This is a genomic window from Halostagnicola sp. A-GB9-2 (assembly GCF_030068615.1).
Taxonomy (GTDB): domain Archaea; phylum Halobacteriota; class Halobacteria; order Halobacteriales; family Natrialbaceae; genus Halostagnicola.
Window position 1 is genome coordinate 164,207 of sequence record NZ_JASJOC010000005.1, and the last position, 19,017, is coordinate 183,223.

The window sequence follows — 19,017 nt, forward strand, 5'->3', positions numbered from 1 at the left end:
ATTCACCTGTGTTAGTCGCGTAATCGTAACTCATACTTGTAATGCTGTCGTCTACAAAGCGCCACGAGTTCGCTCTCATCCGTCAACACCCATACTGAATCCTCGAACCAGTTCGTCTCGAACGATGAACGCGAAGATCAACACCGGAATCATCGCGATCGTCCCAGCGACGCTGATCAGTTCCCACTGGATCGTATACTGAGTGATCAGCGAGGATAGGCCGACCGGGAGAGTTGCCGCATCTGCACTGTGCGTGATGATCAGCGCGAACAGGAGCTCGTTCCAGGTAATAATCATCGCGAAGATGCCCGAAGCAAACAGACCTGGCTTCGCTAACGGAAGGACGATCTTAAAGAAGGCCCCGAGATGTGTGTGGCCATCGATCATCGCCGATTCGACGAGACTATCGGGTATTTCATCGAAGAACCCTTTCATCATCCAGACGACGAACGGGACGTTGAACATGACGTACAACAAGATCAGTCCCGGTAGCGTATTCACGAGAGCGATATCTCGGAAGATGACGTAGATCGGAATCGCAACGACGATCGGCGGCATGAACCGTGTCGAGAGAATATAGAAGGGTAAGTGAAAGTCAAGGTCGTACGGCCAATCGAACGCCACGAATCCGTACGCAGCACATGCTCCAAGGAAGGTTGCAATGATCGTCGTCGCAATCGTTACGATCATACTGTTGAGGATGAACCGCCAGAACTCCGGTCGCTGGGTGAACAAAACCACATAGTTGGAGATTTCCATCTGCAGTGGAATCCACTGCGGCGGGAAGGTCAATAGCCCTTCACGGGTCTTCAGCGATCCAGTGACCATCCAGTAGACCGGAAACAGCGTCCAGAGCAAATACATGGACAGTCCGCCGTATATCGCTACTCTGGACCACTTCGTTCCCTCGTATTCGTTGTACAACTTTTCGAATCGACCTGGCGTTTCAAACACAGGCGTATCGGTTTCTGGTTTTGTTGCCATTGTTAGAACTTCACCTCCGCGATCTTCACGAAGGTAATCGCGATCAAGAGCACGATGAGCAGCAAGCTTATCGCCATCGAGGCAGCGGCGCCCCAGTTAGTAAACTCGAAAGCCGCTCGATACATCTCCATACTCACGACGTTCGTCGATTCGCCAGGTCCTCCTCGAGTGAGTATGTAGACTTTATCGAAGACGCGGATCGAGTCGATCACTCGGATAATGAGGATCAACACGATCAACGACTTCATGTGGGGCAGCGTGATGTCCCAGAAAATGCGCAACCGGGAGGCACCATCCATCACCGCGGCTTCTTTGAGGTGGTCCGGAACTGACTGAAGTCCCGCAAGCATCACCAACACGACCAAGGGCGTCCACTGCCACACCTCGGTGAGGATAAGCGAGTACAGTGCGATGCTGGAATCGCTAATCCAGCCCACATTTCCACCGACAATGGGATAGAAGATGAAATCAAGCAATCCTCCGGGCGCATAAAGCAACCGCCAAACGAGTGCGATGACCGTCGGTGCCAAGATCATCGGAATGAGGATTAGCGTCTGAATTAGTCCTCTAAATTTCAGTTTTCGGTTCAACAGAACTGCAATCACAAATCCGACGACAAACTGTACCGTCACCGAGAGAAAGACGTACCAAGCCGTAACCATCAGCGAGTTACGCCAGGTGCTATCATAGAAGAGGTTAACGTAGTTATCCAACCCGACAAACCCAATACGCTGTCCCGCGGTATACTGGTACATTGACATCTCTATCGCCCGTATCATCGGATAGAACGTCATCGAAAACAGAAGCACCAGTGTGGGGATAACCAGTAGCTTTGCAAGATGCTCGTCGGCCCAGAGGGCAAGGCGTTCTTTGCGGGACCCCTCAGATGCGCTGGCGTGGATTGGGTTTTCAGAAACCGTATTCGTCCCTTCGCTCATCGGTGCCAGACACCTCTGAGTGGAAGGAGAGAACGGGTGCGATCGAGCGGTATTGTATCAGGATCCATGTGTGCTATTTATGCATAGTATCCGGCGCGGTCTAGAATGTCTTCTAGATCTTCTTCGGCCTGTTCGACCGCTTCATCAACCGTCATGTCGTCGGTAAGGACGTTATTCAGTATGATTCCGTGATCTTCTTCGATCTCGTTCCACTCCGTCGTCCGCGGTCGCGGTAGTGCTTCTGGCAAGCTGTTATAAAGTGCTTCCATCCAGGGCTCGTGATCGATGTATTCCTCGAAGATGTCGTGACGGAACGGGACACCGCCGTCTTCGACGTAGAGCTCCTGAGCCTCGCGTGATATGAATTCCTGAAGGACTTCGCCCGCAGCCCGCTTTTGTGGATCGCCAGTGTAGGTGTTAATACTCGCGATCCAGTTACCCTGCGTCGGTGCGTACTGTGTCCCTTCGGGAATTACTGTGAACTCGATGTTGTCTCCCTCCGAAGTTCCGTCCAACATGTCAGAAGCTGCGCCAGGCCAGACAAGTCCCTGTGCGGCTTCACCGGAACCGATCGCCGTAATTACTTCGTCACTGTCGTAGGCAGTCACGCCCTCGGGACTGATATCGGCGAGTTCGTTCGCGAAGAGATCAATTGCGTCTCTGCCTTCCGTGCTGCTCCAATTGTAGCTCCAGTCGTCGTCGAACATCCGTCCAGCCATCGATCCGCCGACCGCGTAGAAACTCGCGTTGATCGGATTTCCTCTCTCCCCACGTAACACAAACCCTGCTGTATCGTCAAGTTCGCTGTCGATCGCTTGACCTGCCTCGAGCACATCGTCCCACGTTTCTGGTGGATCTTCACCGACTTCATCAAAGTGATCCGTATTGTATGCGAACAACTGTGCGTTACCGACCGCGACGGTTCCTCGTACTTCTTGCTCTAATTCATCAGCACCTGGAGGGACAGCCTCGTTCGGCGTCGGCCAGGTAGCGATGTCGACGGTCGATTGGATGAGTTCATCAGGAAGTCCGTCAGGAAGCCATTGCTCGAGAGGTTCGAGATGGTTCGCCATTCGTGGGAACCACGGATCGTCCATGAATACGACATCGAACTCGTCTCCTCGATTATCGAGAACGCTAACGAGCTGTTCGAAGAGACCATCGAAGGGGAGCAACTCCACATTGATCTCGATACCCGTTTCGTCCTCGAGGTATTCGTCGGCAAGGGTATCAAACCAACTCCCCTCACCTTCGACCGCCGCGACGCTGATACTTTCTGCAGTTCCTTCCTCTGATTCGTCCCCCAAACACCCAGCGAGCGAAAGGGCCGTAATCGTTGCGCCACTCGACGCGAGGACTGATCGACGATCGACGAGGTCCCCACTATTATCCCGTACAGGTGTGTCTCGTGTCATACATTGGCACAATAGTAAGCTTAGTGTATAAAATTATCGGTATATACAGTTCCAGACTTATCAGATATTTTGCTACTAAAAGCCTGTAGCCAAAGTCAGTCGACGATGTGGGCAAGACAGTGAACAGTTGCGATCGAGTTCGACTAGGTGAGTGGATAGCAACAACTCTCGGAACGAGCAAACCGATACGAAAGGTTGCCAGCCCGTCGATACTGATCCAGCCAATGAGCCTCATGGGAAGGTTCTCGAGCAGACGGACACGGCGTCCAAGTTCGATCGAACGTACTGCCTCAGTCGGCGGGATCCACCGAATCCAACCAACGACAGGAAGCGGACGTTGTCGAGACCGACATCGACCCGAGAAAAAACGGCGCTCAAGTCACTCGTGACCGGCACGTCCGGTCTGGACGAGATCGAAAAGGTGTTCGCCGACGACGTCGAGGCGGTAGAAACCGTCGTGTCTTTTGACCGACAACCCTAAGCCACTGCTCGTTTCGAAACACTATCCAAGTTGCATGACCGTCGCGCCGGCGATAATGATCGTGATGATCGCCGCTGCGAGCATCGGAGATGTTTCGTCAGTTTCGGGGCCGTTTTTCAAGCCGTACTCGACCGATACGGCCTGCAGGCCGGAAAACACCGATGCGAGCAAGGCAAGTGTGGCACTGAGTTCCAGAAGTGTCAGTGGATCTGCGACCGATCAAGCCGACCGTCGGCGAGATCGAGTGACAGTTGGTCGGTTACCCGAACAACGACGCGATCAGTTCGACGTCGTCGCGCGCTTGGGCAAAGGACGTGCGGACCGCTTGTTCGTCGCGAGCACACGCCATGAACGCCTCGAGTTCACGTTTGAAGCTCTCTTCGCGAGTCGGGCTGTACTGGCACTCGACCGTCTCGTCGGTACCCTTGCGAACGGAGAGCGTCGCCGAGTTGTACTTGACGAACGGGTGATCGAACTCGAGACGAAGCGTCCGGTCGGGCGCGTCGACGCGCAGGAACTGCTCGTGCCAGTGGCGCTCGGAATCGCCCGTCTGTAGGATACACCGTTCGCCACCCTCGAACACAAGGTGAGCGGTGCCGTAGTAGCCGTCGCGGACGAAATCGACGTGATCGATCGACTCGACATCGCCGAACAGGCCGCAAAGTGCGTTTACGTCGTGGCAGACGTGCTCGAGCTGGAAGTCGTACGCGGCTGCGAGGTCCTCGTCATCGGTTCCGATCGCCTGTTTGCACTGCTCTATCCGTCGATCGGTGCTTCGTTCGATAAACTCATCGTCGAGTTCGGGCGCGATTGTATCGTATATGTCCGGCAGTGACTTCGAGAAGTCCGCGTCCACGGCATAGGCCGTGATGCTATCGATCTGTTCGACGTCCTCGAGTTCGTCCGCTAACCGCTCGTACCCCAGCTCGAACCGGCGGTTGTACGCGACCATTGCCGTTGCGTCACTTTGCTCGGCGGCTTCGACCAGTCGATCGGCGTCCGACGGCGTGACCGCCAGTGGCTTCTCGACCAGCGTGTCCAATCCGGCGGCGAGCGAGCGCTCGACCACGTCGGCGTGGGTCTGCATCGGCGTGGTGACAACGACCGCATCGAGTTCGGACTCGAGATCAGCGATCATGGTCTCGGGATCAGAATAGCGGTGTTCGGACCCGACGTTATACCGTTCTCCGAGTTCCTCGGTGACGTTCTCGGCAGGATCACACATCGCCGTAAGTTCCGCGTCCGGCACCTCGAGGAGATTCGGGATGTGCATGATCTGCGCGATCGTTCCGCATCCGATAATTCCAACCTTCATGAAATCGATAGGGTGGGTTAGCGACTAAAAAGTTTCTACTAGATAGCCACCACGACGAACAGTCAGGCGTCGCGGCGGAACGATCGACATTGAACCGTTCGTAACCGATCGTATTTCGCTCGAAAATCTTATCGAGGATCGAACCGGTGCTCGATCCTGAGACCGAACACGTCAAGGTCCTCGTCGAGCCGTAAAACGAGACACCGTTTTTGCAGTGTAGATAGATAGACACAGCCGCCGACCCCACGCTGGTTAGACTTCGATAAGGACCTTTCCGTCGACACGCTCTGCCGCCCGATGGATCGCCTCGTCGGCGTTTGGGAGGTCGAACGTCGAGGTAACAATCGGAAGGTTGTCGAGTCTTCCGGCTGCCATGAGCCGAATTACTCGCGGGAAGACCTGCTGGCCGGTGTGGCCCTCCGACCCGTATACTTGCGCGCTGTTGCCCTGCAGTTCGCGAAGCGCCACCTCCGGATCCGAGCCAGCGTTACTAATGTGGACGACGTTCGCACGCTCTGCGAGCGTTTCCTGAATCACCGGGTACGTCTGTAAAACGGCACCCGAGGTTTCGACGTGCACGTCGGCACCCTCACCGTCGGTCACCGCCTCGACCACCTCAATTGGATCTCGAGCGATCGGGTTATAGACGTGTTCGAACCCGAGTCCGCGAGCGATTTCCCGACGTTCGTCCGACGGTTCGAACGCGATAACTTTCCCCGCACCCGCGGCCCTCGAGACGTTCATCCCGGTGAGGCCGATGGGGCCGACACCGTGGTAGACGTGGTAATCCCCGGGAATAATGCCGTCGGCGCGCCCGAAAAGTCCGTAGTAGCCGATCGTCGAGGGTTCGATAGTCGTGGCGGCCTTGAGCACCTCGTCGTCGTCGCCGTAGGCTTCTCGGAGCGACGAGACATCCCAGAGGATCTTTTCGGGGACGGCGACGTACTCCGAGAACGCCCCCGGAATCGTAAAGCCGAGTTGTTCGAAGTGCTCGCAGTGGCCGTGAAACCCCTGTCGACACATGTGACAGCGGCCGCAGTAATCCGTTACCTCCGCCGTAACGAGGTCGCCTTCCTCGAACAGCCGGGTGTCGGAACCGGTCTCGACGACTTCCCCGGAAAACTCGTGGCCGACGACGTTCGGCAGACGAAGGTAAGCAGAGTAGTGGACGTACCCGTCGTCGTCCGTCCCGATCATCGACGTATCGCTGCCACAAATTCCGGCGTATCGGACGCGGACGAGCACCTCGTCGGCTTCCGGGACGGGTCGTTCCCGTTCGGTCACACGCAGTTCGGGATCGCGCCACACCTGCGAGGCGTTCATCGCTTTCCTCGATTCTCGCTCGGTCTCGGTAACATCGTAGTCGGGTCGCGGATCCCAGTCGGCATCCACTACAAGTGATTTCATGACACGATCTTTACGCGCGTGGAGCATAACAATACCGGAACGGCAGAACGAACTCGGAGCGGAAAACGCCATCAGAAAGCGAGAATCGTTACGGAAACGGTATCGCGAACGAATCGGGCCGGATGTCGAGACGGATCGATCGTAGGGGGCGTTATTGCTCTTTCTCGAGATCCGCCAGATCCCACTTCCCGGTCACGATCGCACCGGAATCTTCGTTATCCGGCTCGACGACGGCTTCGACGAGCGCGGGGCCGTCGTGGGCGAGTGCATCCTCGAGCGTTTCGGTGAGTTTTTCCGGTTTGACGACGCGTTCGGCGAACTCGACGCCGAACGATTCGGCCATCTTCACGAAGTCGGTTCCCTCCTCGAACGGCGTGTTCAGGACGCGGTCCCAACCGTACTTGTCCACCTGCAGATTGCGAATCGATTTCCAGCCATTGTTGTTCACGACGAGCCAGGTGACGTCGACGTCGTGTTCGACCGCACAATCGACCTCCTGGTTACACATCAGGAAACTCCCGTCGCCTTCCACGTCGACCACCTGTCTGTCCGGGCGTGCAAGCTTCGCGCCGATAGCGGCCGAGACACCAAAGCCCATCGTGGAGAACCCGCCACAGGAGATGTTCGTTCGCGGTTCGTAGACCGGGAACTGTGGGTTCGTTACCTCCTGAGGTTGGCCAGCGCTCGAGACAACGATGCCGTCTCGCTCGAGCGCCTCGCGAAGGCTGACGAGCGCCCGCGAGATGCTCATCGGGACCTCGTCGGTTTGTTGGTCCTCGACGATGTCCTGCCATTCGGCCCACAGTTCCTGAATCTCGTCGTAATATTCGTTGTCTTCCGTGCCGACGGGGTCGACGCGGTCGGTGACCGCCTCGTGGAGCTGTCGGGTGACGACCTTCGAATCGCCGAGGATGCCGACTTCGACTGGGTAGTTTTTTCCGATCTCCTCGTTGTCGATGTCGACGTGGATGAGCTTGCTTGGCGGGATGTCGAAGCTCACGCCGTCCTCGAACGAGGAGGTGTGCATGTCGGTAAACCGACAGCCGATCGCGAGCACCACGTCAGCGGTGCTCGCGAGTTCGTTGCCCGCCGTCGATCCGATCCAGCCCGCGTAGCCGACGAACAGGTCGTGATCTTCGGGGATGATCCCCTTAGCCTGAAACGTCGGAATAACGGGCGCTTGAAGGTGCTCTGCGAGGTCCTGTATCTCGTCCCAGGCCTCGCCAAGCATACAGCCGCCGCCGGGGACGATGACTGGCCGGTCGGCCTCTGCCAGCAGGTCGGCGGCTTCGTCGACGGACTCGGGATCGCCGCCGGGCCGGCTGTGGGTCCGCGTCTCCGCCGGCTCCGGGATCTCGACGTCAGCGGCCCCGCCCTGAACGTCCATCGGCACGTCGACGTGGACCGGGCCAGGCCGGCCCGTCGTCGCGATCTGGAACGCGCGTCGAAGCACTCGAGGCAGATGCTCGACGTCGTCGACGACGAAGCTCCGTTTGGTCACCGGCTCCATCACGCTCGGGAAGTCGCCGGGTTTCTGGCGCTCGATCTCCTGGAGAATTCCCTGTCCGTACTCGTGGGTCTGGGGCGCGCCTGTAAAGACCACCATCGGAATCGAGTCGACGTAGGCCGTCGCGACACCGGTCACCGTATTCGTCGCCCCGGGCCCGATCGAGGTGAACACAGCGAGTGGGTCACCACTCGCTCGCGCGTAACCGTCCGCGAGGTGCGTCGCACCCTCTTCGTGTCGCGGTTGAATAACGTCGACGGCAGAATCGTTAAACGCGTCGAGGAGGTTCGTGCTTCCGTGGCCGGGGATGCCGACCAGATACTCTACACCCTCTTTCTCGAGGTACTCGGCGATAATCTCGCCACCAGTAAGTCTAGGCATCGTCTCTATCGAGCAATTATCACGGTGAATCATAAATATTCGCCCTCGGCGTTCCGAGTGAGAGGTGACACCAGCAACGAGTTGCCAGATCCGCTACCGACCGACGAAGGCGTTCACATCGTTTGAGGCGGTATGTCACTGACGGACGAACGTAACGGGACACGTCGCGTTCAACAACACCGACTGTGCCGTATCGCCGAACAGAGCCTTGCCAGTTGGGCTGCGGGCTTGGCCATGAATGTACAGGAGATCAGCGCCGACGGCATCGGCGATGGAGACGAACGTCTCGCCGGTATCGCCGACGCCACCGCGAATCTCGTATTCGATCCCAGCGTCAGCAAGGCGGTCCGTTAGCGACCGAATCGTTGCCGAACGTGCCGCGAGTTCGTCCGGCGTCGCGTCACCCTCGAAGTCATCCAATGCGGCCTCGTAATCGTCTTCGGGGTGTCCGACTCCAAGGACAACCGTCGCGTCCGACGGACCGGCGGTCTCGAGGGCAGTATCAAGTAACGATTCGTGGTCGTCGTCTTGTCCCAATGCAACGAGGATTGTATCGAGAGCCATTACACTGTCACTGTAGCAACAATGAGCCAATAATACTTGGTACGGTCGTTCAGCGATACGGTCAATTGTCTGATACAGGCCGACAGAGCCACAGCGTGAAACTTCGCCGAGCAGAACCGACATGCCGACTGTCTCACAGCGACGGTATCACGTCGTCACGCATTACCTCGAACAGTCGCTCTGGATCCGGACTCGTGTTCGCGACGGCGATACGGTCGAATCCCATCTCGGCGTACCCCTCGAGTTGGCCCGCGATCGACGACGGATCGTCGGCGATCAGAAATTTGGCTTCGATCTGTTCGCGGGTCGCGTTCTCGCCTTCCGCTTCGATCGCTCGCGGATCGGCGATCGCTCGGTCGAAGACGTTCTGGGTCGTTGCCCACCACGGACGGGTCGCCTCGAGGGCCGCCTCGTAATCTGGATCGTACGACGCAGTGACGAGCAGGGTCGTTTCGATCTCGTCGGGGTCGTTGCCTTCCTCCTCCGCGTAGCGACGAATCGCGGGATAGAGCCGGTCTGTGTATTCCTCGCCTTTTTTGACGGTGATAAAACCGTCGGCATACCGCGCCGCGAGCCACGCGGTGCTCGGGCCGTTGGCTGCGATGTGAATCTCCGGCGATTCCGCGGGCTTGGTGTACAGTTTCGCGGTATCGAGATCGAAGCGCCCGCCGTCGTAGGACACGAACCCGTCCTCGTCTATCTGCTCACGGATATCGTCCTCGAGCCACTCTCGATCTTCCCACAGCGCGCGGATGATCTGCAGAGACTCCTCGAGTCGATTCCGTCGCTCGGGATACTCGGGCCAGTCGAACCCCAACGGCGTTTCGTTCATCGCCTCGCCAGTCGAGAGTCCGAGTATCACCCGGTCGTCGTGGAGGAGTTGAAGCGTTGCGAACGCTTGAGCGATTTCACCGGGATGGTAGTGTCCCGTCGCCGGCGTCACACAAGTTCCGATCGGCCCGTCGAGTCGCTGGGTGGCGGCTCCGAGCCACGACCACGCGTCGCCGGACTCAGCGTCCGTGTGGAACCACGGGTGGAAGTGATCCGAGGTCCAGACGGTTTCGTATCCGGCGTCTGTCGCCATATCGCTGTATGTTAACAACTGTGCTGGGTCGTACTGCTCCTGATGTGCCATATAATCGATTTCGACCATCGTACCGCCAAGTACGAACAACGGTGCATTAGGTTTTGTGCTCCTCAACAACCAGATACACGCTTTCGGTGGCCACACCGGGGCATGCAATCACGTGCGTGTCGATGGCTCTACAAAACAATGTACGAAAGCAATCGGAATCAGAATAAGCGAGTCGTCTCGTCAGGACGGCCGTTTGCGGTGCGTTTCGACGGCGTCCCAGTCGAGTTCGATACCGAGACCCGGTTCGTCCGGCACCTCGAGTCGGCCGTCCTGGATCAGCGGTTCGTCGTTGATCACGAGGTCATCCCACCACGGCACCTCTCGAGCGTGGTATTCAAGTGCCACGAAGTTCGGGACAGTCGCCCCCACGTGGGCGGTCGCGACGGTCGCGACGGGGCTGCCGATGTTGTGTGGCATAAGCGCTTGATAGTACGTTTCGGCCATCTCGGCGATTTTCTTCGTTTCGGCGATGCCGCCGGTTTTCGGAACGTCCGGAGCCAGAAAGTCGACCGCCTGCGTTTCGATCATGTCGCGGAATCCGTGCCGGCCGTATCGGTTCTCGCCAGTCAGAAGGGTCACATCGACGCTTCGTTTGAGTTCCCGCATCGCGTCGGTGTTTTCTGGCGGAAGGGGATCCTCGACCCACGCCAGGTCGTAGGGTTCGATCGCGCGACAGAGTTTCTCCGCCGTTTCGGGGCTAAAGTTCCAGTGGAGGTCGACGGCGACTTCCGCTTCGTCGCCGACCTCGTCGGTTACTGCCTCGACGACCGAGCGCTTGTGTTCGATCTCCTGTGGATCAAAGTGTCTCGAGAGCGTATCGATGTCGCGACCGGACGGAACGTCGAGATCGAACTTGATTATGTCGAATCCGTCGTCAACGGCGCTTCGTGCTCCCTGGGCGTACGCCTCCGGCTGGTAGACGTCCGCTTCCTGTCCGTCCTCCGCCGAGGAAACCATTCCTTCGCCGGCGTGACAGTCCGCGTAGACTCGAACGTCTTCGCGGAGTTTGCCGCCCAGTAACTGATAGATGGGCTGATCGAGGAGCTTTCCGGCGGCGTCCCAGAGCGCGATTTCGACGCCGCTTATCGCGATCGTTCCAACTCCCCACTGGGAACCACGGCCGGAGAGGCTCTCGCGCATGAGGTTATAGAGGCGCTCGACGTCGAGCGGGTTTTCACCGACGAGAACCGGCCGAAGGTAGTCGGTGATGATCTCGTGAACGCCCGGCGAGGGATACGCTTCGCCGATTCCCATCACTCCTCTGTCGGTCTCGAGCGTGACAATGGTCCACGGGAAGTTCCCGTCGATCACGAACGAGTCGATATCGGTTATTTCGGCCGTGGGGCCGTCTCGAGCGGGCGTTTCGTCGAAATCTGCCCACATCGTCGCTGCGAGCGTGGATGCGAAGTCTTCGTACATATCTGTTAGCTGGTAACGTGTGCGTGAGCCGCGTGTCTCGACGGTACGTCGTCGGTCGTAACCGGGTCGGTTCCACGATGGCGTTCGGGGCCAGCAAGTACGGGACGACCCGTTTGCCGAGCCGATCCGCAGCGCTTCGACGCACCGCTTTCACGACATCGGGTTCCGACGAAACCGTACGACTCGAGCCAAATAAGATCGAAACACCCCGTCGAGACAGCCACGGAGCGATCACGATCGTGAATCTCGAGTCGCATTATCACACGGATTGTAGGAGGTGAGTGTTATAGTTTCCGGTGAACTGATACTCCCGGCTGTAACTATGTGAATATTCTCGCACCCCCGGGGAGACGAGAATTGTGAACGACGTACAGCCGGCAGTATGAGGGAAGAAACCGTCGGGAGTCGTCGATCCGACGGGGGTTGACCGCATCGACCCTCCATTTTTATATATCTCGGCCAAAGATAGTACGGTACGTTCCGATCTATGAAGACGAATGTATCGACGGCCGCCGTGAGACCGATGTCTTTCGCTCGATCACCGACGCCCCATCGCGGACTGCGTCGCGAATCGAATCCCTTCCAACCGACGCCAACTACAGGGGATCCATGACGCGTCACCTCAAGCGGGCGCTCGAGAAGGGTGACAATCCCGTCGGGAACTGGCTCTCGATCGGTCATCCCGCCATCGGGGAAGTGAGTTCCGCCCTCGAGTTCGATTTCGTTCTTATCGACACCGAGCACACGACGATGAGCCTCGAGACCGTCGAAAACGTCTCCAGAGCGATCGACGCGAAAGACGCACCCACGGAGTCGATCGTGCGGGTGCCACGAAACGAGCCATCCCGAATTAAACGCGTCCTCGATATCGGCGTGGCCGGGGTGATGGTGCCGATGATCGAGTCCGCCGACGAAGCGCGTCAACTCGTCGAGTCGGTCCACTACCCACCGGAGGGGGTCCGCGGCATCGCGAGCGGCCGCGCCGCGGAGTACGGGATGGATTTCGTCGAGTACGTCACCGACGCGAACGGCTCCATCGTGACGGTCGCACAGATCGAGTCCGAAGCGGGACTCGAAAACGCGGAGGAGATCGCCGCCGTCGACGGGATCGACGCCTTGTTCGTCGGGCCGGCGGATCTCTCGGGAGCGCTCGGTATCTTCGCACAGTGGGATGCGAGAGAGCTCCAGGAGGCGATGGATCGTGTCCTCCGGGCCGGGGCTACCCACGAAACGCCCGTCGGAACCCTCACCGTCTCGCCCGAACAGATCGACGACCGGGTCGAGGCCGGCTTTGACTTCCTGATCGTGGGCAAAGACACGGCGTATCTCGCGAACTCGAGCCGGGACGCAAAAGAGCGGTACGAATCTGCACTACAGCGTCACGAGGAGTCAGTAACGCAGAACGAATAGCGCCTCGGTAACGCGAACGCGATCACTCCGGAATCGCTGGCGGTTCGATCTCTCCTGTTTCGAATAGAACCTCTCCGACAGGTTAGCTGTACCAGCGCTCGATCTGGATCGTTTTCTCCGTGTAGAAGTTGACGGCGTCTTCGCCCTGTGCGTGGAGGTCGCCGAAGAACGACGCCTTGCGACCGCCGAAATGGAAAAAGCCCATCGGCGCGCAGACGCCGACGTTGACGCCGATGTTTCCGGCGTCGACCTCGTACTTGTACTGGCGAGCCTCGCTTCCCGATTCGGTATAGATGGACGACGCGTTGCCGTACTTCGTCGAGTTGACCATCTCGATCGCGTCGTCGAGATCGTCGGCGGCGGCGAGACAGAGGACGGGACCGAATATCTCCTCCTGAGCGATTTCCATATCGGTCGTCACTCCCTCGAGCAGTGTCGGGCCGAGGAAGTTCCCTCCCGAGAGTTCCTCGCCCGAGTGTTCGAAGTCACGGCCGTCGAGGACCAGTTCTGCCCCCTCCTCGAGCGCGGTGTTTATCAGATCGAGAACGCGCTGGCGGGAGTCCCCGGTAATTAGCGGTCCCACATCGGTATCCTCGGCGACGCCAGCCCCGACGGTGAGTTCCTCGGCGGCGGCGATCAGTTGCTCGCGAAGATCATCGTACGCGTCGCCGACGCCGACGACGACGTCGTTGGCGAGACAGCGCTGGCCGGCGTTGCCGTAGACGGAGCCGGTGATGTTCGGCACGCATTCCTCGATGGCGGCGTGTTCGGTGACGACTGCGTAGTTCTTCGCGCCGCCCTGTGCCTGCACGCGTTTGCCGTGCTGGGCCGCCGTTTCGTAGACGTGTTTTGCGATCGGAGAACTGCCGACGAACGAAACGCCAGCGATATCCGGATGCTCGAGGAGCGCGTTGACGGTGTCCGCGCCGCCGTTGACAAGGTTAACGACGCCGTCGGGAAAGCCGGCCGCGTCGACGGCCTCGAAGATCAGTTGCGAACTCAGCGGCACTTTCTCGCTCGGCTTAAGAACGAACGTGTTTCCTGTCGCGACCGCGTACGGGAGAAACCAGAGCGGGATCATCGCCGGGAAATTAAATGGCGTGATCGCCGTGAAAACGCCCAGCGGCTGGCGAACCGCGTACTCGTCCATCTCGGGGGCGACGTCCTCGACGTTGCCGCTCCCCTGCCGGATCATATCCGGCATCCCGCAGGCGACGTCGACGTTTTCGATTCCGCGACGGATCTCTCCTCGAGCCTCCCCGACGGTCTTTCCGTGTTCGCGGGACAGCGCGACCGCGATTTCGTCGATGCGATCCTCGAGTTCCGTCTTCAGGTCGAAGAGATACTGGACTCGCTCGACGACGGGCGTCCGTCGCCACTCCTCGAAGGCGTCGTTCGCCGTCCGAACCACGTCGTCGACCGATTCTTCGGGCGAAAATTCGATCGTCGTCAGCGATTCGTTTGTCGCGGGATCGATGACCGGATGAGATTTTTCGCCGGATGGGCTCTTCCACTGACCACCGATGTAGTTGTCGACGCGCGTACGGACTGCTGGTGAGACGGCTTGCTCTCGTTGCTCGGACATACGTGCCAACTGTTGTGATACGAGCACAAATACGTTACGCTCACTACATCGACGGCCCGACTCCGCAATCGCCTGCAGTCGTTGGCCAGGGGACGATGCCGAAGGGGGCGCTCGTTCGTCGGTCGCAAACGAGAGAGAACTGTTCGTAACACACAAACAGTTTAGTGGGAGACGATACAGATAGGCGTATGGGCGAAACGACGGAACCACGGACGATCCAGGCGGTGGGGATCACACTGGAGATTATCGATTACCTCCACGAGACTGACGGCGCTCGAGTCACCGAGATAGCGGAGGGAATCGGCCGATCGAAAGGGACGGTCCACTGCCATCTGGCGACGCTTCTCGATTATGAACACGTCATCAAATCCGGGGAACGATACACGCTCGGCCTTCGCTATCTCGAGCTCGGAGAGGGCGTAAAACAACACCTCGGAATCTACGATGTGGTTGCTGACGAACTGGACGACCTTGCGGGCGAGTGCGAGGAGCTGGTCCAGTTTGCGACGGAAGAACACGGACGAGCGGTCTACCTGTACAAAAAGGGCGGAGAACGAGCCGTTCAAACGGCTTCGACGGTCGGAAAACGAGAACACCTTCACTGTATTTCACTCGGCAAGGCGATGCTCGCACATTATCCACGAGAGCGCGTCGAAGAGATCATCGACCGGCACGGATTGCCAGCGTACACGGAAGAGACTATCACTTCGCGCGATGAACTCTTCAGCACACTCGACACGATTCGGGAGCGCGGCTACGCCTTCGACGACGAGGAGAAAATCGACGGACTACGGTGCGTTGCCGCACCGGTAAACGGTGCGAACGACGAAGTGATCGGTGCAGTCAGTATCTCCGGTCCGTCGAGTCGAATGACGGGTGATCGCTATTACGAGGAGCTTCCGAACAAAGTCATCCGATCCGCGAACGTCATCGAAATCAACGCGAAGTTTTCTTAAGCCGTCCGTAGTGCGTTCATCGCCTCGACGAAATCGATCGACGGAGCGCGAATCGACGGTTCATAGCGGTTTCATCGGAAGGGATTTTCCCTCCCGTTTGCGAGTCACCGCATACTACGATGGCTCGACTCTTGTTTGAGAAACGCAAACGAGGACCCCCGGGTAGCTCCAAGAATTCCTGTTCCAACTTCGGCGAACCGTTGGGATGATTTTTGACCAGTTATTTACACACATACCTGTGTAATCGAATTACACGTTCCCTTGGGACACTAAGACAATCGGTGGATTACGACCATACTAGCGCATCCGCTAATGGTATTCAAGTAGATAATAGACTTTTGTGTAGCAAGAAAGTTAAAGATGATTAATGGAATAGTTGATTTCGATACGTACACAACTGCCCGGAAGAGGTGGTGTTCACAACTATTAGGAGAGAGAAGGCACAATCCAAGCCTAAGCAAACCAAATATGTTCGATTATATACTTTATCGGAAGACACGAAAGGGAATGGACGCGAACAGAACACCCCTGAAGTCGTCTCCAGAACCAATTACGAGTCAGAACATTTTTTGCAGTAAGCCTCTACTGGTATACCAGTGACTGAACAAAACACCGAATCGGAATCGACCACCTCCTGTGGCTGTAAACTCGGTCGAGTTAGCAACCAGTACGGGCTGGCAGAGCTCGACGATGACCTCGTCGCACGCTGGACCGGGAAAGCCGAGCAACAGTACAGTACGCGGAAATTAGCGAAATACGTCAACGAACTCGTTCTCGAGCAGGCCCTCGAAGAGGCAAACGTCGCGGCGAAAGAAGGGGAGATCGAAAACACGTATCGCTTGCTCACCGACGACGACGTCAGTAGCGGGACGCAGGTCCAGACCCGAAACGAGCTCGAGCGCGACGGCGTTCCGGTCGAAGAAGTTGAATCGGATTTTATCTCCCACCAGACGGTCTACAACCACCTGACGAAGTGTCTCGAGGCATCGCTTGAGGAACCGACGGACGAAGAACGACTGGAACGGAGCAGAGAGAAAGTGGGCTCGTTGCAAAACCGAACCGAAGCGGTTACCGGGGACACCATTGCTCACCTTGAGCGAAACGATATCCTCGACATCGGGGAGTACAACGTGGCAGTTTCGATCACAGTGACGTGCGAGGATTGTTTCGAAGAATACACTGTACGGGAACTGCTTGACCAGCAGTCCTGTCGCTGTGGCGGGTTGAGTGATTGAACGGGTTGACAGAAAATCGTCTCAGTAGCCATACTATTCACCTGAGCAACACGTGCAGGTGAAGTGGTAATGCCTATGTGTAAGGAGATAGAATGTAGGGGCATGGAAAGTGAATTAGCCACGAAGAAAGAAGAAGTCCCGACAGCGGCGACGCTCACCGTCGACAACATCGGCGGTATCGACAGTGCCGAAGTGAGCTTCCAACAGGGTGTTACCGTCCTGTCCGGCCGTAACGCAACAAACCGAACGTCGCTTCTCCAGGCCATCATGGCGGCGCTGGGAAGTGATCAAGTGAGTCTCAAAGCCGATGCGGACGAGGGCAGCGCCGAACTCGAGTTCGGCGACGAGCGATACCGACGAAAGCTCGAGCGCCAGAACGGGACGATCATCACCGACGGCAATCCGTACCTCGACGACCCGGACATCGCAGATCTGTTCGCCTTTTTGCTCGAGTCGAACGAAGCGCGCCGAGCAGTCGCTCGAGGCGACGACCTTCGGGAACTGATCATGCGCCCGGTCGATACGGCCGCGATTCAGGCCGAAATCGAACAGTACGAGCAGCGAAAGCGATCGATCGACGAGCAACTCGAGGAACTCGACAACCTCGAGCAGCGACTCCCCGACCTCGAAGCCAAGCGCAAACGCGTTTCCGACGAAATCGAAGACCTCGAGGCGGAACTCGAGCAAGCCCAGGAAGAACTCGATGAAGCGAACGTCGACGTCGAAGAACGCCGCGAAGAGCAATCCGAACTCGAGAACAAGCTCAGCGAGCTCCGAGAGACCCGGTCGGATCTCGAACGGACCAGAGATCGAATCGAAACCGAACGCGAGAGCATCGACGCACTCGAGGACGAGCGAGAGGAGGTCCAAGAGCAACTCGAGTCCCTCTCGACCGGCGAAGAGACCGATATCGGCCGGATCGAGGCCGAAATCGAGACCCTGCAGGAAGAAAAGGCGGACCTCTCGAAAGAGATTTCCCAACTCCAGAGCACCATCCAGTTCAACGAACAGCTCCTCGACGAGCCGGATTCGGTTCTCGCGGACGCGAACCAGCCGGTCGACGACGGCAACGACGACGGGGCGATCACCGACCAGTTGCTCGACGATTCCGAGACGGTCACCTGTTGGACCTGTGGCTCCTCGGTCGCCAAAGAACAGATCGAGACGACGATCGAACAGCTCCGCGACGCGCGCCAAGATCGGATTCAGGAACGAACCGAGATCAACAGCGACCTCGAAGACCGTCGAGAGACCGTCTCGAACATTAACGAAAGTCGAAGTGAGTACCAGCAGACACAGCGGCGACTCGACTCGATCGACGACGAAATCGAGAACCGAACGAATCGGATCGACGAGCTGACCGACGAGCGCGAGGAGCTCACCGACGAAATCGACGACCTCGAGGCCGAAATCGACGACCTCGAAACCGAAGAGTACGACGGCATCCTCGACCAGCACAAGGAAGTCAACCAGCTCGAGTTCAAACTCGAACGGAAAGAGCGAGAACGAGACGATATCGAGGACGAGATCAGTTCTATCGAAAAGCAACTCGGCAACCGCGAGGATCACAAAGCGCGCCGCGAGGACGTGACCGACGAACTGACCGACCTCAGAACGCGGATCGACCAGATCGAGGAAACCGCGGTCGAGGCGTTCAACGAACACATGGAAAACTTGCTTGAAACCCTCGAATACGGGAACCTCGACCGCGTCTGGATCGCGCGAACGACTCGAGAGGCTCGCGAAGGACGCAGAAAGGTAACGAAATCGTCGTTCGACCTGAAAATCGTCCGGAGCACCGACGACGGCGCGGCGTACGAAGACTCGATCGAACACCTGAGCGAGAGCGAACGGGAGGTGACGGGGCTCGTCTTCGCACTCGCGGGCTATCTCGTCCACGACGTCTACGAGACGGTTCCGTTCATGCTTCTGGACTCCCTCGAGGCGATCGACTCGGATCGGATCGCCTCGGTTATCGAGTACTTCGAGTCGTACGTGCCGTACCTCGTCGTCGCACTGCTGGACGAGGACGCCCAGGCAATCGAGACCGAGCACGAACTGGTCACCGAAATCTAACAGTAGTAGACGCGGAAGTCGTTGATTTTTGTCGGATCGAATCGCCCCTTCCTTCGAGTCACTCAGTATCGGTGACAGTCGTCAACGAAACGCCCAAAGGACAGCCCCAAGAGGGCCTCGAGACGGAGGTGTCAGGTTTGTGGACCCAATCTAACTTACCGTCCAAAAGACGGAGAAACGCTTAACAACCAGATAACCACTGTTTCACT

General features: G+C 57.9%; 15 protein-coding genes. 4 read left to right on the top strand and 11 right to left on the bottom strand.

What is annotated here, in order from left to right; translation table 11 throughout:
* Positions 1 to 75 precede the first annotated feature (75 nt).
* The 10 genes from QNM96_RS14185 to QNM96_RS14230 all read right to left on the bottom strand — a co-directional run bounded on the left by QNM96_RS14185 (position 76) and on the right by QNM96_RS14230 (position 11,546).
* Positions 76 to 984 carry a carbohydrate ABC transporter permease gene (locus QNM96_RS14185; protein ID WP_283837137.1) on the bottom strand — a complete coding sequence of 303 codons (909 nt, stop codon included), beginning with the start codon at positions 982 to 984 and terminating at the stop codon, positions 76 to 78.
* A 2-nt stretch (positions 985 to 986) separates the two neighbouring features.
* Positions 987 to 1,922: a sugar ABC transporter permease gene (locus QNM96_RS14190; RefSeq protein ID WP_283837139.1), complete on the bottom strand. Its 936-nt coding sequence runs from the start codon at positions 1,920 to 1,922 to the stop codon at positions 987 to 989.
* A 77-nt stretch (positions 1,923 to 1,999) separates the two neighbouring features.
* A complete protein-coding gene (locus tag QNM96_RS14195; protein WP_283837141.1) occupies positions 2,000 to 3,337 on the bottom strand; it encodes an extracellular solute-binding protein in 1,338 nt (445 codons plus the stop codon).
* Between the two features lie 502 nt (positions 3,338 to 3,839).
* On the bottom strand, positions 3,840 to 3,989 hold the full coding sequence (locus QNM96_RS14200; protein WP_283837143.1) for a hypothetical protein: 150 nt from the start codon (positions 3,987 to 3,989) through the stop codon (positions 3,840 to 3,842).
* Positions 3,990 to 4,077: 88 nt separating this feature from the next.
* The gene (locus tag QNM96_RS14205) at positions 4,078 to 5,133 is read right to left on the bottom strand and encodes a Gfo/Idh/MocA family oxidoreductase (protein WP_283837145.1); all 1,056 of its coding nucleotides are present in this window, start codon (positions 5,131 to 5,133) and stop codon (positions 4,078 to 4,080) included.
* A gap of 252 nt (positions 5,134 to 5,385) precedes the next feature.
* The gene (gene iolM / locus QNM96_RS14210; RefSeq protein WP_283837146.1) at positions 5,386 to 6,540 is read right to left on the bottom strand and encodes a scyllo-inosose 3-dehydrogenase; all 1,155 of its coding nucleotides are present in this window, start codon (positions 6,538 to 6,540) and stop codon (positions 5,386 to 5,388) included.
* 151 nt (positions 6,541 to 6,691) lie between these two features.
* The gene (locus QNM96_RS14215) at positions 6,692 to 8,428 is read right to left on the bottom strand and encodes a thiamine pyrophosphate-binding protein (protein ID WP_283837148.1); all 1,737 of its coding nucleotides are present in this window, start codon (positions 8,426 to 8,428) and stop codon (positions 6,692 to 6,694) included.
* A 135-nt stretch (positions 8,429 to 8,563) separates the two neighbouring features.
* A complete protein-coding gene (locus QNM96_RS14220) occupies positions 8,564 to 8,992 on the bottom strand; it encodes a universal stress protein (RefSeq protein WP_283837149.1) in 429 nt (142 codons plus the stop codon).
* A 133-nt stretch (positions 8,993 to 9,125) separates the two neighbouring features.
* Positions 9,126 to 10,145: an LLM class flavin-dependent oxidoreductase gene (locus QNM96_RS14225; RefSeq protein ID WP_283837150.1), complete on the bottom strand. Its 1,020-nt coding sequence runs from the start codon at positions 10,143 to 10,145 to the stop codon at positions 9,126 to 9,128.
* Between the two features lie 162 nt (positions 10,146 to 10,307).
* Positions 10,308 to 11,546 carry a mandelate racemase/muconate lactonizing enzyme family protein gene (locus QNM96_RS14230; RefSeq protein ID WP_283837152.1) on the bottom strand — a complete coding sequence of 413 codons (1,239 nt, stop codon included), beginning with the start codon at positions 11,544 to 11,546 and terminating at the stop codon, positions 10,308 to 10,310.
* A 609-nt stretch (positions 11,547 to 12,155) separates the two neighbouring features.
* Between QNM96_RS14230 and QNM96_RS14235 the strand changes: the two genes are divergently transcribed.
* Positions 12,156 to 12,956, top strand: a complete 801-nt coding sequence (locus QNM96_RS14235; protein WP_283837153.1) for an aldolase/citrate lyase family protein — start codon at positions 12,156 to 12,158, stop codon at positions 12,954 to 12,956.
* 82 nt (positions 12,957 to 13,038) lie between these two features.
* Here QNM96_RS14235 and QNM96_RS14240 read toward each other — a convergent pair whose 3' ends face one another.
* Positions 13,039 to 14,541: a CoA-acylating methylmalonate-semialdehyde dehydrogenase gene (locus tag QNM96_RS14240; RefSeq protein WP_283837154.1), complete on the bottom strand. Its 1,503-nt coding sequence runs from the start codon at positions 14,539 to 14,541 to the stop codon at positions 13,039 to 13,041.
* Positions 14,542 to 14,729: 188 nt separating this feature from the next.
* Between QNM96_RS14240 and QNM96_RS14245 the strand changes: the two genes are divergently transcribed.
* The 3 genes from QNM96_RS14245 (at position 14,730) to QNM96_RS14255 (ending at position 18,808) form a co-directional block, all read left to right on the top strand.
* Positions 14,730 to 15,497 carry an IclR family transcriptional regulator gene (locus QNM96_RS14245; RefSeq protein ID WP_283837155.1) on the top strand — a complete coding sequence of 256 codons (768 nt, stop codon included), beginning with the start codon at positions 14,730 to 14,732 and terminating at the stop codon, positions 15,495 to 15,497.
* A gap of 596 nt (positions 15,498 to 16,093) precedes the next feature.
* Positions 16,094 to 16,732: a rod-determining factor RdfA gene (rdfA, locus tag QNM96_RS14250; protein WP_283837156.1), complete on the top strand. Its 639-nt coding sequence runs from the start codon at positions 16,094 to 16,096 to the stop codon at positions 16,730 to 16,732.
* 102 nt (positions 16,733 to 16,834) lie between these two features.
* Positions 16,835 to 18,808 carry an archaea-specific SMC-related protein gene (locus QNM96_RS14255; protein ID WP_283837157.1) on the top strand — a complete coding sequence of 658 codons (1,974 nt, stop codon included), beginning with the start codon at positions 16,835 to 16,837 and terminating at the stop codon, positions 18,806 to 18,808.
* The last annotated feature ends 209 nt before the right edge of the window (positions 18,809 to 19,017 follow it).

What these genes read in the sequence shown, in the direction of transcription:
- QNM96_RS14185 (WP_283837137.1), bottom strand. Translation starts at nt 984, where the DNA reads ATGGCAACAAAACCAGAAACCGATACGCCTGTGTTTGAAACGCCAGGT.
- QNM96_RS14230 (WP_283837152.1), bottom strand. Translation starts at nt 11,546, where the DNA reads ATGTACGAAGACTTCGCATCCACGCTCGCAGCGACGATGTGGGCAGAT.
- QNM96_RS14225 (WP_283837150.1), bottom strand. Translation starts at nt 10,145, where the DNA reads ATGGTCGAAATCGATTATATGGCACATCAGGAGCAGTACGACCCAGCA.
- iolM (WP_283837146.1), bottom strand. Translation starts at nt 6,540, where the DNA reads ATGAAATCACTTGTAGTGGATGCCGACTGGGATCCGCGACCCGACTAC.
- QNM96_RS14190 (WP_283837139.1), bottom strand. Translation starts at nt 1,922, where the DNA reads ATGAGCGAAGGGACGAATACGGTTTCTGAAAACCCAATCCACGCCAGC.
- QNM96_RS14220 (WP_283837149.1), bottom strand. Translation starts at nt 8,992, where the DNA reads ATGGCTCTCGATACAATCCTCGTTGCATTGGGACAAGACGACGACCAC.
- QNM96_RS14240 (WP_283837154.1), bottom strand. Translation starts at nt 14,541, where the DNA reads ATGTCCGAGCAACGAGAGCAAGCCGTCTCACCAGCAGTCCGTACGCGC.
- QNM96_RS14205 (WP_283837145.1), bottom strand. Translation starts at nt 5,133, where the DNA reads ATGAAGGTTGGAATTATCGGATGCGGAACGATCGCGCAGATCATGCAC.
- QNM96_RS14215 (WP_283837148.1), bottom strand. Translation starts at nt 8,428, where the DNA reads ATGCCTAGACTTACTGGTGGCGAGATTATCGCCGAGTACCTCGAGAAA.
- QNM96_RS14255 (WP_283837157.1), top strand. Translation starts at nt 16,835, where the DNA reads ATGGAAAGTGAATTAGCCACGAAGAAAGAAGAAGTCCCGACAGCGGCG.
- QNM96_RS14195 (WP_283837141.1), bottom strand. Translation starts at nt 3,337, where the DNA reads ATGACACGAGACACACCTGTACGGGATAATAGTGGGGACCTCGTCGAT.
- QNM96_RS14235 (WP_283837153.1), top strand. Translation starts at nt 12,156, where the DNA reads ATGACGCGTCACCTCAAGCGGGCGCTCGAGAAGGGTGACAATCCCGTC.
- QNM96_RS14245 (WP_283837155.1), top strand. Translation starts at nt 14,730, where the DNA reads ATGGGCGAAACGACGGAACCACGGACGATCCAGGCGGTGGGGATCACA.